Raw genomic sequence first — 15,971 nt, 5'->3', positions numbered from 1 at the left:
CCCAAAGGAGCACCATGGTCCAGAACCATCACGTCCGCGTTTACAAGTCCGAGGAGAACCTGCCCCGCGAGGAGCAGTTGGCTCACAAGATCGCCGTGGTCGCGGCTGATCCTGTGGAGGTCACGGCCGAAGTGACGGACATGGTGATCAACCGGATCATCGATAACGCATCGGTGGCGATCGCCTCGCTTAACCGCGCGCCCATCGTCGCCGCCCGTGCCCAGGCCCTCACCCACGGACCCTCTGCCAACGGCAAGGGCGCTTCGGTGTTTGGTATCGAGGAGCGGGTTTCGCCGGAGTGGGCTGCGTGGGCCAACGGCGTGGCCGTCCGTGAACTGGACTACCACGACACGTTCCTGGCTGCGGATTACTCCCACCCCGGCGACAACATCCCGCCGATCCTGGCCGTCGCCCAGCACGTGGGCTCCAACGGTGCCGACCTGGTCCGGGCGATCGCCACGGGTTATGAGATCCAGGTGAACCTGGTCAAGGCGATCTGCCTGCACAAGCACAAGATCGACCATGTAGCCCACCTCGGCCCCTCCGCAGCCGCAGGCATCGGCACCCTGCTGGGCCTGGATGTGGAGACCATCTTCCAGTCCGTTGGCCAGGCCCTGCACACCACCACCGCCACCCGGCAGTCCCGCAAGGGCGAGATCTCCACGTGGAAGGCCCATGCCCCGGCCTTCGCTGGAAAGATGGCCGTCGAGGCAGCGGACCGGGCCATGCGTGGACAAACGTCCCCCGTGCCGATCTACGAAGGCGAAGACGGCGTGATCGCCTGGATGCTCGACGGCCCGGACGCCTCCTACGAGGTACCGCTGCCGGAGAAGGGCGAGGCCAAGCGCGCCATCCTGGACACGTACACGAAGGAACACTCCGCCGAGTACCAGGCACAGGCTTGGATTGACCTGGCCCGCAAACTCAACCGTGAACACCCGGAAACCACCGACCCGGCCAACGTGGCCTCAGTGCTGATCAAGACCAGCCACCATACGCACTACGTCATCGGCTCCGGCGCCAACGACCCCCAGAAGTACTCCCCCACGGCGTCCCGGGAAACCCTTGACCACTCCATCCCCTACATCTTCACCGTCGCCCTGCAGGACGGCGCCTGGCACCACGTGGACTCCTACGCCCCCGAACGCGCCACACGCCCGGACACCGTGGAACTCTGGCACAAGGTCACCACCGTGGAAGACCCGGAATGGACCCGCCGCTACCACTCCCTGGACATCGCGGAGAAGGCCTTCGGCGGCACTGTTGTCATTACACTCACGGATGGAACCGTGGTCACTGACGAGATCGCCGTCGCCGACGCGCACCCGCTCGGAGCCCGGCCGTTCGCCCGCGAACAGTACGTGAACAAGTTCCGCACCCTTGCGGCCGGTTTGGTGGAGGAGGCCGAAATCGAACGGTTCCTCGCCGCCGTCGAACGCGTCGCCGCACTCGGCGAAGGCGAACTCGACCAACTCAACATCACCGCCGCCCCCGGCGTCATCGACCCCAATAACGCGCCTAAGGGACTGTTCTAAATGCTGTACTCCAAAACCACGCCCGAACAGAAGCGGGCGAAGCTCCGCGAACTCCTCAGCTCCGGGACTGTCCAGCAGTTCCCCGGCGCGTTCAACCCGCTCTCCGCGCGCTTGATCGAGGAAAAGGGCTTCGCCGGGGTCTACATCTCCGGCGCGGTCCTGGCCAACGACCTTGGCCTGCCGGACATCGGCCTGACCACCCTCACCGAAGTCGCCACCAGGGCGGGCCAGATCGCCCGCATGACCGATCTGCCCTCCCTGGTGGACGCCGATACCGGTTTTGGTGAACCCATGAACGTGGCCCGCACCGTCCAGGAACTCGAAAACGCCGGCCTGGCCGGCTGCCACATCGAGGACCAGTTCAACCCCAAACGCTGCGGCCACCTGGACGGCAAGAACGTCGTGGACCTCGACACCGCCACCAAACGCATCCGCGCCGCCGCCGACGCCCGCCGGGACCCGAACTTCCTCATCATGGCCCGCACCGACATCCGGGCCGTGGATGGCCTCCAAGCGGCGCAGGACAGGGCCAAGGCCCTGGTGGATGCCGGCGCCGACGCGATCTTCCCCGAAGCCATGCGCGACCTCAGCGAGTTCCAAGCCATCCGCGACGCCGTGGACGTGCCCATCCTGGCCAACATGACCGAGTTCGGAAAAAGCGAGCTCTTCACCGTGAACCAGCTCCAAAGCGTCGGGGTGAACATGGTCATTTATCCAGTCACGCTGCTCCGCATTGCCATGGGCGCTGCAGAGCGTACTCTGGAATCGATCAAGGCTGCGGGGACCCAGGAAGCGCAAGTGGAAAACATGCTTACGCGTGCTCGCCTCTACGACCTCGTGGATTACGAGGCATACAACCAATTCGATACCGGCGTTTTCAACTTCCAGGTTCCTGGCATCCGCTAGGTCCGGATCATCATAGGGGACGCAGGCAACCGGGATCCCTCCGGTGGCCTGCACAAGAACGAAGGAGTTCAGCATGGCAGCTGAAGACATCAAAAAGGGCCTCGCCGGAGTCGTGGTGGACTACACCGCCGTTTCAAAGGTCAATCCGGACACCAACTCCCTGTTGTACCGCGGGTACCCGGTGCAGGAACTGGCAGCCAAGTGCAGTTTCGAGGAAGTCGCCTACCTGCTGTGGAACGGCGAACTGCCGGACGAGTCGCAACTGGCAGAGTTCACGGCCCGCGAGCGCGCCGGCCGCGCACTGGATCCCGTGGTCAAGTCGGTCATCGACACGCTCCCGACAAGCGCACATCCCATGGATGTCTGCCGGACCGCGGCCTCGGTGCTGGGCGCCCGTCACGAACTTGCCGAGGATTCCTCACCTGTTGCCAACCAGAAGAAGGCTGTGGATCTGTGGGCAGCCATGCCTGCCGTGGTGGCTTACGACCAGCGCAGGCGGCGCGGCCAGGACGTGGTGGAACCACGGGACGATCTGGACTACTCGGCAAACTTCCTCTGGATGACCTTCGGCGAGGAACCGGTGGACGAGGTGGTCGAGGCCTTCAACGTCTCGATGATCCTCTACGCCGAGCACTCCTTCAATGCGTCCACGTTCACCGCCCGCGTGGTCACTTCGACGCTTTCCGACTTGCACTCCGCGGTGACGGCGGCGATCGGGGCACTCAAGGGCCCCTTGCACGGCGGCGCCAACGAGGCCGTCATGCACACCTTCGACGAAATCGGCATCCGCCCTGAGGAATCCCTGGAGGACGCGGCAGCCCGGGCGCGTACGTGGATGGAAGACGCCCTGGCGCAGAAGAAGAAGGTCATGGGCTTCGGCCACCGCGTCTACAAGCACGGCGACTCCCGCGTTCCCACCATGAAAGCCGCCCTGGACAAGATGATCGCCCATTACGGACGGCCTGAACTCCTGGGACTCTACAACGGCTTGGAGCAGGCCATGGACGAGGCCAAGGCCATCAAGCCCAACCTCGACTACCCGGCCGGTCCCACGTACCACCTCATGGGATTCGACACCCAGACCTTCACGCCGCTGTTCGTCGCCAGCCGCATCACCGGCTGGACCGCCCACGTCATGGAGCAGTTGGCGTCCAACTCACTCATCCGCCCACTGAGCGAATACAACGGACCGGAAGAGCGGCACGTCCCCTAACGGGTCAAGCACCACGGCCCGCCGTCGTGCGCTTCTGTTGGGGTGAGTCGGCGCCGTACCGTCACTCGACGCCCGTCCATTCCCTGGTCTGGACGCCCGCCACGTTCTGGTTGTCCGGCGCGAGTTCCACCCGCACGGCGATGCGGCGGCCGGAAATCATGGCCGGAAGCCAGTGCTCGGCATCGGCCCACATCCGCTCCACCGGCAGCTGCTCCACCGGGTACCAGCCGGGCGCGATTTCATCGCTCTCGGACGGTTCGCCCTCCCAGCTCCGGGTGAGGAAGACGGTGGTGGCCATGTTCCACTCGGGCCTGGCGGGGAAAATGAAGTCCACGGTTCCTGCGGGGACGAGGTCAGCGGCATCGACCACCACGTGGATCTCTTCCATAACCTCCCGGCATGCGGCTTCAATGGCCGTCTCACCGGCCTCGACATGGCCGCCGACACCCACCACCTTGCCGCTGCCGAATCCGGTCTTCTTGGTTCCGAGAAGGACGTACTGGCCCTCCGCGTCATCGCGGAGGAGAAAGCACAACGTCACATGGGCTGCAGTCATGCTGCCCACCTTAACCCGATCTCCCCCCCGTCCGGCCGCCATTGCTACAGTGAGCCCATGAACGAAGCCGGGGGTAAACCGCGGGCGGCGACGGCCGCCGTCGAGCATGCTGCCGAAGTACCCGGGACCCCGTCGGCCGAAGCGGTGGTCCCTGCACCAGATCCGGTGACCCAAGTGGCAGGTCCAGAGGCTCCAACGGATGGTCCGGTTTCCACGGCCGCTCCGGACCGCGACGCGTGGTTGCCGCGCTGGCTGGTGGCGCACCCCCTGTACTCCGGGTGGGCCTGGACGGTGCTGTGGTCCGGGCTGATCGTCCTGGACGAAGTGGTGGACCTGGCTGGCTGGACCTGGTACCTGCTGGTGTTGGTAGCCGCGCTGCCCACGCTGGTGTCCACGTTGGTGGTCCTTCACGCGACCCCGCGCAGCCACCTTAAAGCAGTGGACGCGACCGTGCTGGGCCACTTCTTCGTGCGGTTCCTGGCGCTGGTGGCCGCTTTCATGGTGTGGGCCGCCTCCGTGGTGATGAGCGCTTCCATCTCCACCACCGTCCAAACGGTGATCGGTGATTCCGAAAAGGAAGTCACGGCCTTGGGCTTCAACCTGATGGTGGCATCGGTACCGTTGGTGTTGTCCGTGCTGTGGATGGCCTTCATTGTGCGCTGTGCCTGGTTCCTGCGCAGGCTGCGTGGTTGGCGGCAAATACCGTTGAAGACCCGGGTGCCCAAGAAGTTCCTCCGCGGACGGCCCGCCCTCAAGCGCGTCGTGGTGGGCCTGGCCCACCCCGGATTGCTCCTGGTGGCCGGCCTGGGAACATCGCTGCTGGCCGTCTTCGTGGACGCAGTAGAGCTGACGTTCAGCGTAATTGGCTAGGGCGGCTACCCAAGCGCCCGGGGATGCGCTGCAGCATAAACCTCACGCAACGTATCAGCCGTCACCAGGGTGTACACCTGCGTGGTGGTCACCGAGGCATGGCCCAGCAGTTCCTGCACGACGCGCACATCCGCTCCGCCTTCCAGGAGGTGGGTGGCAAAGGAATGCCGCAGTGTGTGGGGCGAAACATCCTTGGTGATATTCGCTTTCTCAGCCGCGGTCTTCAGGATGGTCCAGGCGCTCTGCCGGCTGATCCGGCCGCCGCGCGCGTTGAGGAACAGGGCCGGGGTGCCCTTGCCCTTGGACGCAAGGAGCGGCCTGCCGCGGACAACGTAAGCTCCGACTGCCCGGGCGCCGTAGGAGCCGAGGGGTACGAGGCGTTCCTTGGATCCCTTGCCGAACAGCCGGACAATGGCCGGGCCAGGGCCCGTTTCCTGAAGGGAGACGTCGTCCACGTCCAGGCCCACGGCCTCGCTGATGCGGGCACCCGTGGAGTAGAGGAACTCCAGGAGGGCGCGGTCCCGCAGGCCTGTGGCTGTCTCCGTGCCGGCAGCTTCGAGGATCCGGGTCACCTCATCCACGCTGATGGCCTTCGGAAGCCTCTTCCCGGGCATGGGTGGGTGGACGTCGCCCGCGGGGTCGGAGGTGGTCAGGCCTTCAAGAGCCCAAAACTTATGCAAACCCCGCACCGCAACCACGGTCCTGGCCGCCGAACGAACGCCCAGGACGGATGCACCGTCGGCGCCGTCGGACAGGGCCTGCACAAACGCCGTGACATGGTGACGGGTTACTCCGCCGGGCTCGCCGACCCCTTGCGCGGCAAGGAAATTGGCATAGCGGCCCAGGTCCCGGCGGTACGCGGCAAGGGTGTTCGCCGCCAAGCCGCGTTCCACTCCCACGTATTGCAGGTAATCGGTGATCCCACGGTCAATGGCTGTGGCAGTCCGGGTGGCGGCCTCGGCCATGCTCAGCGCTGGCTCGGGTGTGCCGGCCAAGGAGCATTGGCCGGGCGGAGGCTGCGGAAGCCGTCAGCTTTAGCAGCGGCCGCGGCAAGGATGCCAAGGACCGCGGAGGGGTTGTGCAGCCGGCCCTCAAGGACGGCCTGCACGGCATCGTCCAACGGAATCCAGTGCAGCTCAATCTCGGCTTCTTCGTCCGTCCGGACATGGCGTTCGGCTTCCGGAACGCCGCTGAGGCCGCGGGCCAGGTAGATTCGGACGGCCTCGCTGGAAGAGCCCGGCGAGTTGAAGAAGTCCACAAGGACGTTCCAGGTTGCCGCGGTGAGGTCCGCTTCTTCCGCCAGCTCACGGGCAGCCCCCACCACGAAGTCTTCACCCTCCACGTCCAGGAGGCCTGCGGGGATTTCCCAGAGGTCCATGCCCACCGGGTGGCGGTACTGCTTCAACAGAAGAATTTCGCCATCCACGTTCATGGGCAACACGGCCACGGCACCGGGGTGGTCGATATAGTCTCGCACCAGTGTGTCGGTGTCCTCGCCGAGCTGGAAGGAATCGCTGACCACATCCCAGATGCGGCCCTCATAGACCTTGCTGGAGGACAAAAGACGGCGCGGGCTCGGCACGTCCGAAACCTGCCGTATTGTGCTGGGGGTTTCAGAAGTACCGGGCATCGCGCCGTCCTTTGCTTGTGCGGTTTGTTTACTTGGCAGCTACCGCGTCGGCGGCCTGCTTTGCTTCGACAGCTCCACCTTCACGGCGATCCAGTGCAGCCTTCACCAGGCCTGCGAACAGCGGGTGCGGACGCGTAGGACGCGAGCTGAGCTCGGGGTGCGCCTGGGTGGCGACGTAGTACGGGTGCACGTCGCGGGGAAGCTCCACGTACTCCACCAGCTTGCCATCGGGTGAGGTACCGGAGAACACCAGGCCCTCGGCCGCGATCTGGTCACGGTACTTGTTGTTGACCTCGTACCGGTGGCGGTGGCGTTCGCTCACTGACGTGGTGCCGTAGGTTTCGGCTACCACGGAGCCTTCGTCGAGCTTGGCTTCGTAGAGCCCCAGGCGCATGGTGCCGCCGAGGTCTCCCTTGCCGTCCACGATGTCCAACTGCTCTTCCATCGTGGCGATGACCGGGAACTTGGAGTCGGGCTCGAACTCGCTGGAGGAAGCACCCTCCAGGCCAACCACGTTGCGGGCGTACTCGATCACCATGCACTGCAGGCCAAGGCACAGGCCCAGGACAGGGAGCTTGGTTTCACGGGCGAACTTCAGGGCGCCAAGCTTGCCTTCCAGTCCACGGATGCCGAAACCACCCGGAACGCAGATCGCGTCCACGCCCGCCAGGGACTTGGTGGCACCTGCGAGGGTTTCGCATTCGTCGGAGGGAACCCAACGGATCTTGACCTTCGCCTCGTTGGCGAATCCGCCTGCGCGCAGTGCCTCGGTCACCGAAAGGTAGGCGTCCGGAAGGTCGATGTACTTGCCCACCAGGGCAACCTCGACCTCGTGCTTCGGGTTGTGCACGGCTTCAAGCAGTTTGTCCCACTTGCTCCAGTCCACGTCCTTGAACGGCAGGTCCAGGGCACGGACGATATAGGAGTCCAACTGCTGGGAGTGCAGGGTCTTGGGGATGTCGTAGATGCTCGGAGCATCGGCGGCGTTGACCACGGCGTCGATGTCGACGTCGCACATGCGGCCGATCTTCTCCCGCATGGCTTCGGGAACTTCGCGGTCCGAACGGATCACGATCGCTTCGGGCTGGATGCCGATGGAGCGCAGGGCCGCGACGGAGTGCTGCGTCGGCTTGGTCTTCAACTCCTGGGAAGGTCCGATGTACGGGACCAGGGATACGTGGAGGAAGAAGACATTCGTCCGGCCGATGTCCTGGCGGACCTGGCGGGCTGACTCCAGGAACGGCTGCGATTCGATGTCGCCAACGGTTCCACCGATTTCGGTGATGATGACGTCCGGAGCGTTCTTGCCCTCGGCGGGCAGGCGCATGCGGCGCTTGATCTCGTCAGTGATGTGCGGGATGACCTGGACAGTATCGCCAAGGTACTCGCCGCGGCGCTCCTTCGCGATGACCGTGGAGTAGATCTGGCCGGTTGTGACGTTGGCCGAACCTTCAAGGTTCTCGTCGAGGAAGCGCTCGTAGTGTCCGATGTCGAGGTCGGTCTCGGCGCCGTCGTCAGTCACGAACACTTCGCCGTGCTGGAAGGGATTCATCGTGCCCGGATCCACGTTCAGGTAGGGATCGAGCTTCTGCATAGTTACAGACAAACCGCGTGCCCGCAGCAGGTGGCCGAGGCTCGAAGCCGTCAGTCCCTTACCGAGCGAGGACGCCACACCGCCGGTGACGAAGATGTGTTTGGTCGTCTTGGACGAGCCCGGGAACCGGGAATTTACACGGGAATTTGATCGCTGCACCACGGAATTCGAGCTTATCATCAATTACGCCTTCCAAGCGTCCTGTCCGGATTCCCCAAATGGTCCATGGTTGCCCAGTTACCTGCCTGCAATCAAGGGTTCGGCCGGAACAAAGTGCACTGAATGTAATTGTCCTCGCAGTGCCTCTCCCGGCCACTAGGCCTGCTGCGGAAGGAGTTTCGCGTCGTCCAGGAGCTCCTGGGCGTGGGCCTGCGCGGACTCCGAGTCCTCCTGCCCGGCCAGCATGCGGGCGAGTTCCTTGACCCGTTCTTCCTCGGACAACAACTGGACATCGCTGGAGGTGAATCCAGAGGTGGTCTTGCCATCCGCGCCGCGCACCGAGGTCTTGATGACCCGGATGTGCTGGTCAGCAAACGCGGCAACCTGGGGCAAGTGCGTGACTACCAGCACCTGGACGTGCCGGGCCAGCATGGCCAGCCGGCGTCCGATTTCGACGGCGGCACGCCCGCCGACGCCGGCGTCCACCTCGTCGAAGACGAACGTCGGAACCGGGTCCACGGCAGCGAGGACCACTTCGATGGCCAGCATGACGCGGGACAGTTCACCGCCGGATGCACCCTTGCCCAAAGGCCTCGCCGGGGCACCGGAGTGCGGTCGGAGCAGGAACGCGATCTCGTCGGTTCCCCAGGGGCCCAGGGAGCCGCTGTCCTCGAGCTCAATGACCAACGTGGCGTCGGCCATGGCCAAGGCCTTCAGCTCTGCGCTGACCCGGGAAGAGAGGTCTTTGGCGGCCTTCTGCCGCGCCTTGGTCATGGCCGCTGCCAGTTTGCGCAGCTTATCTTCCGACGCGGCCACTTCCGCGTCCAGGGATTCGATGCGGGTCGAGTCGTCCTGGAGTTCGTCAAGGCGGATCCGCGCCACGGCGGCCCACTCCAGCACCTCGTCGATGCTCGGGGCGTACTTGCGGATCAGCTTGGCCAGCGCTGCGCGGCGTTCCTCGATCTCGGACAGTCGCTCGGGTCCCTCGGTGTCCAGGGCGGCCTGGTAGCTGGACAGTTCGGCCGCGATGTCGTTCAGGAGGAACCCAACCTCGGCCAGCCTGGCAGCCGCAGCGCCGAGCGCCTCATCATGGTCTGCCACCTGTTCGAGGGTCCGCTTGGCCGCATCCACCAAGGAGGTGGCATCGCCGGACTCACCGAACTCCTCCGCGATCAAGGACTCATGGGCTGATGCCGCGGCGATCCGCAACTCTTCGACGTTGGCCAGTTTCACAGCTTCGGCCTTGAGTGCCTCGTCTTCGCCGGGCTGGGGATCGATCTCATCGATCTCGGTCAGCGCGGCATCCAACGACTCCGCTTCGCGCAAGCGTTCACGGGCCTCGTTGCGCAGCGTCTCCAGCTCGGACTGAATCGACTTCCAGTGCTTGTACAGCTCCTGGTACTCCCCCAGCGGCTTGGCCAACGATGGTCCGGCAAAGCGGTCCAGGGCATGCCTTTGCGCTGCCGCACCCTTGAGCCTGATCTGGTCCGTTTGGCCATGGACCACCACCAGGCTCTCCCCCAACTCCGCCAGGACGCCTACCGGCGCCGTCCGCCCACCCACGTAAGCCCGGCTGCGTCCGTCGGCACTGACGGTACGGGCAAGCAGGAGTTCAGCCACGCCGTCGTACTCTTCCGCTTCGCCGCCGGCCTCGCGGGTGCGCTCCACGGCGTGGTGTTGCGGGTCGAGCTTCAGTACCGCCTCGGCGGATGCTGACTTGGCGCCGCTGCGTACGGCACCGGCGTCCGAGCGGGCGCCCAGGAGAAGCCCGACGGCGGTGACCACCATGGTCTTGCCGGCGCCGGTTTCACCTGTGACGACGCTCAGGCCAGGGCCGAGCGGGAGGGCGGCGTCGGTGATGACGCCAAGGTCACGGATTCGGAGTTCTTCAAGCATGCTTCACTTCGCATTCGTGGGGTCGGAGGGTTCACCGTGCCCAGGCTCGTGCGGGCTCGGCAAGGGTGCCGGCGACGGTGTGCGGATCACGGGGATCGGGCCGGTGTGGACTTCGCCGCTGCGTGGGGCGGGACCACGCCAGCCATGGATGGGTAGCTGGAACTTCCGGACCAGCCGGGCGGAAAACGGGGTCATGTGGGTCCGGGCCAGCCGGACTGGCGTGGCGGAGCGGGTCACTTCGACGCGTGCTCCGGGCGGCAGGTCCACCGAACGCCGGCCATCGCACCACAACACACCCAAGGCATCCGTCCGGTTCATGATCTCTACGGCCAGCTTGGACCTCGGGGATACCACCAGGGGCTTGGCGAAAAGGGCGTGGGCACTGATCGGCACGATCACCAACGCCTCCACTTCCGGCCAAACAACCGGGCCGCCGGAAGAGAAAGCGTAGGCCGTGGAACCTGTTGGAGTTGCCAGGACCACACCGTCACAGCCGAACGAGGTCAGCGGACGTTCGTCCACCTCGGTGACCACTTCCAGCATGCGCTCACGGTTGGCTTTTTCGATGGCTGCTTCATTGAGCGCCCACGTGTGCCAGATCTTTTGGCCCTTGATCCACACCTGGACATCGATGGTCATGCGCTCTTCCACCGTGTACTGGCGGCTGGCAATCCATTCAACGGTCTGGGCCAGGTCCGCACGCTCGCTCTCAGCCAGGAATCCGACATGGCCAAGGTTCACCCCCAGCAGTGGAACATCCACTTCGCGGACGAGTTCGGCAGCGCGCAGGATGGTGCCGTCGCCGCCAAGCACCATCACCAGTTCGACGTCTTCCAGGCTCACGTGATCGTGAAGGATCTCGATGGGCGTATCCACGGCGCCGAAAAAGCGTTCGACGTCGGCCAGCTCGGACTTCTGCAACACCGGAACAAGTCCGGAAGAATGCAGTTGGGTACAGGCATCCCACGCCGCGCGGAGCGATTCCTCCCGTCCGGTGTGGGCAAGGACCAATACGTGCCTGCTCATCGGGTTCTGCTTTCTAGTGGTTCGGCCAGAGTGATTCCATCAACGCAGCAACGTCCCCGTCCCGCTCTTCGATCTTAGGCAACACCGCCGACATCCTGCGTTTCATCCACAGGAAGTACTCAACATTTCCGTCCTGGCCCGGCAACGGACTGACTGCGAGGCCTTGCACCTCCAGGCCGGTATCCACCGCGGCCCGCACCACCTGGGCGACTGCCCGGCGTCGTTCCTGTTCGGACGACACCACGCCGGTGCGGCTCAAGCGTTCCTTGCCAACCTCGAACTGCGGCTTCACCATGAGCACCAGGTCACCGCCCGGCGCAGTGCAGGCCGCCAGTGGCTCCAGGACCAACGTCAAGGAAATGAAAGAGAGGTCTGCCACGGTCAGGGACGCGGCCCCACCGATCTGATCGGGCGTCATGTACCTGACATTGAGTCCCTCATGGACATCCACCCGCGGGTCGTCCCGAAGCTGTTGGACCAACTGGCCGTGCCCGACGTCCACCGCCACCACCTGGGCGGCGCCCTGCCTCAGCAGGACGTCCGTGAAACCGCCGGTGGAGGCACCGGCGTCGAGGCACCTCCGGCCGGCGACCACCACGTCCGGGAAGGCTGCCAGTGCACCGGCGAGTTTGTGACCTGCGCGGCTGACGTAGGCATCCTCCGGATGGGGTTCCACCTGCAAGGCTGTCCCGGCATCCACCGGCTGGGAAGCCTTGGACAGGACGGCGCCGCCGGACGTGACCTTGCCATCGGCAATGAGCTTGGCCGCATGCGTCCGGGACCTCGCCAGCCCACGGGTGACGAGTTCCTGATCGAGTCGTGCCATACGCTAGCTGTTGCCTTCCGGGGTGTCGGCGGCCGGCTGTCCCGCCGCTTGTCTCGCCGTCTGTCCCGCCGCGGCCGGCGGGAGGCCGGGTTCGGCGTCGAGGGCCTCCAACAGCGAATCATGCAGGGCCGTGTACAAGTCCGCATGCTCCGAAACCGGAGTCCCCGGAACTGCGTTCAACAGTTCCAGGGTCCGGTCGACCGCCGTTTCACCCGTGGGGGCGGCAGGCCCGGGCCATGGTGTTTCTTCAGGGGACTCGGTCATCGCACCAGTCTAGTGAGAACGCCACTCAAGCTTCGGCGCCTGCGCTTCGGAGGCATCCGGCACAGCACTCCACCAGGCCGCACACGCCGCGCGCCAGGCATCGAGATCGTCCTCGGAACCAATGACGGTCACAACATTGTCCTCCACGGAGGCGGATGCCTCCCCGCAACGGAACGAGTGGTCTTCTCCGACGACGTCCGGATAGGGCTCGTAGAGCTCCGTGAGATCCGACAGCAAGTACGTCGGCCGTTCATCAGTCCGGGCGGCCAGGATGGTGTGCTTCGTATCGACGCCGGTCAGGACTGCCGCCGTCGCGTATCCTGCGCGGTTACCACCCAGGATGTCGGTGTCCAGGCGGTCGCCCACCACAAGCGGCCGGTCGGCCTTGAGCCGCTTCGCAGCGGCGTGGAACAGGGGCGCTTCCGGCTTGCCCGCAACCAGGGGATACTGCCCGGTCGCTGCGGCAACAGCCGCCACCAGGGTGCCGTTGCCCGGAGCCATTCCGCGGGCCTGCGGAATGGACATGTCCGTGTTGGTGGCGAACCACTTGGCCCCGCCAGCGACGACGTAGGAGGCCTCGGCGAGCTCCTTCCAGCCAATCTCAGGGTTGAAACCCTGCACCACTGCCACCGGATGTTCAGCTGCGCTGTGCACGGGCTTGAGGCCCACCAGCTCGATCTCATGGGCCAAGGCCGCACTGCCTGTAATCAGGACGTGTGCGCCCGACGGAAGCATCGAAGCAAGCAGTTCGCCCGCGGCCTGCGAGGAACTCACCACTTGGTGGTCCTCTGCCGGCGCCCCCAGTTCCCTCAGATGGGCGGCAACCTGGGCCGGCGTCCGCGACGCATTGTTGGTCACGTAGCCCAAGCCGACGCCCACGGTCTCCAGCCGCTGCAGCGACTCCACGGCGCCCGGGATGGCGTGCGGCCCTGCGTACACCACGCCGTCAAGATCGGAGAGAACGGCGTCAAACGACTCAATCAGCGCATCAGCCATTCCGGGACTCGTCTCCTGCGGTCTCGTTGTCTTCAGCATCCTCGGCCTCGTCTTCGTCCTCGTCCTCGGCGGAATCGATGTCGGACTCGGGGTCGTCGGATTCAAAGTAGTCGGACTCGGCGTCGTCCACTTCAACGTCCTCGTGGGCAGCGTCCGCGGCCGCGGCTTCGGCGATCACAGTGTCAGTTTCGCCCTGCCCGACGGCGGCGTCACCGTCCTGCTTCTGGAAACGGGGCTTGCGCTCGGCTGCTTCGTCCTCTTCGTCCCAACCGAGGTCAAGGATCTCCGGCTCCGCGAACTCGCCGACGCCCAGGGCGTTCTCGGCCACGACGGCCTGGCGCTCCCAGCGCACTGCTTCGTCAGCGCGGCCGGCAGCCGTCAGGGCCTCGGCGTAGGCACGGAACAAACGGGGGCTGTAGGAGAAGGCCCGGTTGATGTCCAGCTGCGGGATCTCGAGTTCGGCCACCGCTGCATCCAACTGGTTCAGGTCGGCACGGGCGCCCGAAGCCACAATGGCAAGCTCAACCTTGCCCGGAGCGTCCAGGTCCTGGGCCTCGGGTGAACGAACCATGTCCAAGGCACGGTCGGCGCGGCCCAAACCACGCTCACAGTCAGCCATCACCGGCAGGTGCACGTTGGAGCCGCTGATGCGGCGGTACGTACGGAACTCACGCAGTGCCTCACCGTAGTGTCCGGCAGCGTATGCCGTCAGGCCCACAGCCTCGCGGACTGCAGACAAACGGCCACCGCGACGGCTCGCAGCGAGGGCGTGCTGGAACGCGAGCTCAGGTTCCACATCGATCAGGCGTCCTGCCATGACCAGGTGCTTGGCGACCCAACCGGCATTCTGGTCTTCAAGGGTCTTGATCTGGTGACCCGTGGCCCGGTCCAGTTCATTGCCCGTGACATCCGCGTCGATCTCCGGCGAACGCTCGCGGTCCGGACGGTTGGCGCTACGAATGTCCTTGGCGTTGGGCACACGGGCGGGACGGTCTTCGCGGCCTTCGCCGAAACGGCCACCACTGGGCCTGTTCTCCCCGAAGGACCGACGATCCCCACTGCGGTCATTCCGGTCACGGTCGTTCCGATCGCGGAAGGGCTTGCGGTCATCGTCACGGCGCGGACGATCACCGAAAGCGCGGCGGTCATCGTCACGGCGCGGACCGTCAAAGTTCCGCGGACCACGTTCCGGGCGGTCACCGAAGGGCTTGCGGTCACCGTTGTACGACCGGCGCTCACCATCACGGGAAGGACGCTCGCCGCCACGTGCCGGGCGGTCACCAAAGGAACGACGCTCGTCACCATCACGGCGCGGACGATCACCAAAGCTACGACGGTCATCGCCATCGCGGCGCGGACGATCACCAAAGCTACGACGGTCATCACCGTCACGGCGCGGGCGGTCACCGAAAGGCTTCCTGTCGCCACCAAACGAACGACGCTCGTCGCCGTCACGACGCGGACGATCACCGAAGCTACGACGGTCATCGCCATCACGACGCGGACGATCGAAGCCACGCTCGGAACGCTCTCCGAAAGACTTGCGGTCACTGTTGTACGGACGGCGCTCCCCATCACGGGCAGGACGCTCGCCATAGGGACGGCCTTGGTCATTGCCGTCGCGGTTTTCCCTGGAGCGGAAGCCTCGGGGGGCACCACCGGAGTTGTTGTTGGGGCGGTAGGACCCTCGGTCACCACGATTCCCGCCGAAGTTACCGCGATTGCCGCCTCGATTGCCGCCGTTGTGCTCAGCCATTATGGATTCCTCCTGTTGCGAGCCGACCAGTGGCGCGTGCGTAGTCGCTCATAACCCTTATTTCGTTGTCACGCCGCCGGCAATAGCTGATGCCGGCTCGTTTGTCTTATGCAATTCTAGGCGACCGTACTTCTGGAGCCGAACCCCCAGGGTGCCTCATAGTGTTCCCGTGGCAAGTCTCACAACTTGTTCTCGGGCATTTTCGCTTCTTAAACTGGGAGGCCCCCCAACCTGGTGGTTGGGGGGCCTCGACCTGAATGGTTGTCCGGCGGTGTCCTACTCTCCCACACCCTCCCGGGTGCAGTACCATCGGCGCTGTGGGTCTTAGCTTCCGGGTTCGGAATGGGACCGGGCGTTTCCCCCACGCTATGACCGCCGTAACCTTTTTACCCGTACCCTGTTGGGGGTTGGGAAGCTTTGTGTGGTTACAACTGTGGTGCTTGGTTGTGTATTTGGTTGTGTTGGTTCCTGTTGTTCAACTGGTGTTGTTGGTTGGGAACCACATAGTGGACGCGTGCAGTGTGTTTTTTGGGTGGTGTAAGTTGTTGGCCTATTAGTACCGGTCAGCTTCACGAGTCTTTAGTCCTCGCTTCCACATCCGGCCTATCAACCCAGTGGTCTGGCTGGGGGCCTCTCACACATGAAGTGCGTGGAAATCTCATCTTGAAGCGAGCTTCCCGCTTAGATGCTTTCAGCGGTTATCCCATCCGAACGTAGCTAATCAGCGGTGCACTTGGCAGTACA

At 64.8% G+C, this 15,971-nt stretch carries 15 protein-coding genes and 2 rRNA genes; 5 read left to right on the top strand and 12 right to left on the bottom strand.

What is annotated here, in order from left to right:
- Nucleotides 1–14: 14 nt before the first annotated feature.
- The 3 genes from ACIQT2_RS08990 (at nucleotide 15) to ACIQT2_RS08980 (ending at nucleotide 3,654) form a co-directional block, all read left to right on the top strand.
- Nucleotides 15–1,535 (top strand): MmgE/PrpD family protein, encoded by a 1,521-nt coding sequence (locus ACIQT2_RS08990; protein ID WP_402945682.1) that lies wholly within the window; start codon nucleotides 15–17, stop codon nucleotides 1,533–1,535.
- A complete protein-coding gene (prpB, locus tag ACIQT2_RS08985; RefSeq protein WP_402945680.1) occupies nucleotides 1,536–2,441 on the top strand; it encodes a methylisocitrate lyase in 906 nt (301 codons plus the stop codon). It abuts the gene before it with no gap.
- Nucleotides 2,442–2,514: 73 nt separating this feature from the next.
- Nucleotides 2,515–3,654: a bifunctional 2-methylcitrate synthase/citrate synthase gene (locus tag ACIQT2_RS08980; protein ID WP_402945678.1), complete on the top strand. Its 1,140-nt coding sequence runs from the start codon at nucleotides 2,515–2,517 to the stop codon at nucleotides 3,652–3,654.
- 61 nt (nucleotides 3,655–3,715) lie between these two features.
- Here ACIQT2_RS08980 and ACIQT2_RS08975 read toward each other — a convergent pair whose 3' ends face one another.
- Nucleotides 3,716–4,210 carry an 8-oxo-dGTP diphosphatase gene (locus ACIQT2_RS08975; RefSeq protein ID WP_402945676.1) on the bottom strand — a complete coding sequence of 165 codons (495 nt, stop codon included), beginning with the start codon at nucleotides 4,208–4,210 and terminating at the stop codon, nucleotides 3,716–3,718.
- 57 nt (nucleotides 4,211–4,267) lie between these two features.
- Between ACIQT2_RS08975 and ACIQT2_RS08970 the strand changes: the two genes are divergently transcribed.
- On the top strand, nucleotides 4,268–5,080 hold the full coding sequence (locus ACIQT2_RS08970) for a hypothetical protein (RefSeq protein WP_402945674.1): 813 nt from the start codon (nucleotides 4,268–4,270) through the stop codon (nucleotides 5,078–5,080).
- Between the two features lie 5 nt (nucleotides 5,081–5,085).
- On the opposite strand, the gene xerD is transcribed toward ACIQT2_RS08970, so the two are convergent.
- From xerD to ACIQT2_RS08925, 9 genes are all read right to left on the bottom strand, one after another.
- Nucleotides 5,086–6,045: a site-specific tyrosine recombinase XerD gene (xerD, locus tag ACIQT2_RS08965; protein ID WP_402946074.1), complete on the bottom strand. Its 960-nt coding sequence runs from the start codon at nucleotides 6,043–6,045 to the stop codon at nucleotides 5,086–5,088.
- A gap of 2 nt (nucleotides 6,046–6,047) precedes the next feature.
- Nucleotides 6,048–6,710 carry an NUDIX domain-containing protein gene (locus ACIQT2_RS08960; protein ID WP_402945672.1) on the bottom strand — a complete coding sequence of 221 codons (663 nt, stop codon included), beginning with the start codon at nucleotides 6,708–6,710 and terminating at the stop codon, nucleotides 6,048–6,050.
- A gap of 28 nt (nucleotides 6,711–6,738) precedes the next feature.
- Nucleotides 6,739–8,484 (bottom strand): CTP synthase, encoded by a 1,746-nt coding sequence (locus ACIQT2_RS08955; RefSeq protein ID WP_400334728.1) that lies wholly within the window; start codon nucleotides 8,482–8,484, stop codon nucleotides 6,739–6,741.
- Between the two features lie 135 nt (nucleotides 8,485–8,619).
- Complete coding sequence (gene recN / locus ACIQT2_RS08950; protein WP_402945670.1) at nucleotides 8,620–10,359, bottom strand: DNA repair protein RecN; 1,740 nt, start codon at nucleotides 10,357–10,359, stop codon at nucleotides 8,620–8,622.
- Nucleotides 10,360–10,362: 3 nt separating this feature from the next.
- Nucleotides 10,363–11,385 (bottom strand): NAD kinase, encoded by a 1,023-nt coding sequence (locus ACIQT2_RS08945; RefSeq protein WP_397322947.1) that lies wholly within the window; start codon nucleotides 11,383–11,385, stop codon nucleotides 10,363–10,365.
- A 13-nt stretch (nucleotides 11,386–11,398) separates the two neighbouring features.
- Nucleotides 11,399–12,211: a TlyA family RNA methyltransferase gene (locus ACIQT2_RS08940; RefSeq protein ID WP_402945667.1), complete on the bottom strand. Its 813-nt coding sequence runs from the start codon at nucleotides 12,209–12,211 to the stop codon at nucleotides 11,399–11,401.
- 3 nt (nucleotides 12,212–12,214) lie between these two features.
- Nucleotides 12,215–12,475: a hypothetical protein gene (locus ACIQT2_RS08935; RefSeq protein ID WP_402945665.1), complete on the bottom strand. Its 261-nt coding sequence runs from the start codon at nucleotides 12,473–12,475 to the stop codon at nucleotides 12,215–12,217.
- A gap of 9 nt (nucleotides 12,476–12,484) precedes the next feature.
- Entirely contained in the window at nucleotides 12,485–13,471 is a 987-nt protein-coding gene (locus tag ACIQT2_RS08930; protein WP_402945663.1) for an HAD-IIA family hydrolase, read from the bottom strand.
- Complete coding sequence (locus tag ACIQT2_RS08925) at nucleotides 13,464–14,288, bottom strand: hypothetical protein (protein ID WP_402945661.1); 825 nt, start codon at nucleotides 14,286–14,288, stop codon at nucleotides 13,464–13,466. Before ACIQT2_RS08925 ends, ACIQT2_RS08930 begins: the two co-directional genes overlap by 8 nt.
- 6 nt (nucleotides 14,289–14,294) lie before the next feature.
- Here ACIQT2_RS08925 and ACIQT2_RS08920 point away from each other — a divergent pair, with 6 nt between their 5' ends.
- On the top strand, nucleotides 14,295–15,281 hold the full coding sequence (locus ACIQT2_RS08920; protein ID WP_402945659.1) for a hypothetical protein: 987 nt from the start codon (nucleotides 14,295–14,297) through the stop codon (nucleotides 15,279–15,281).
- Between the two features lie 209 nt (nucleotides 15,282–15,490).
- Here the strand turns inward: ACIQT2_RS08920 and rrf are convergent.
- Nucleotides 15,491–15,607, bottom strand: a 5S ribosomal RNA gene (gene rrf, locus ACIQT2_RS08915).
- 152 nt (nucleotides 15,608–15,759) lie between these two features.
- Nucleotides 15,760–15,971 (bottom strand): 23S ribosomal RNA (locus tag ACIQT2_RS08910); the annotation flags it as partial.

It is taken from the genome of Paenarthrobacter sp. NPDC090522, assembly GCF_044769225.1.
Lineage (GTDB): Bacteria > Actinomycetota > Actinomycetes > Actinomycetales > Micrococcaceae > Arthrobacter.
Note: the sequence above shows the minus strand (reverse complement) of the source record. Positions and strands in the feature narration are given on the sequence as shown.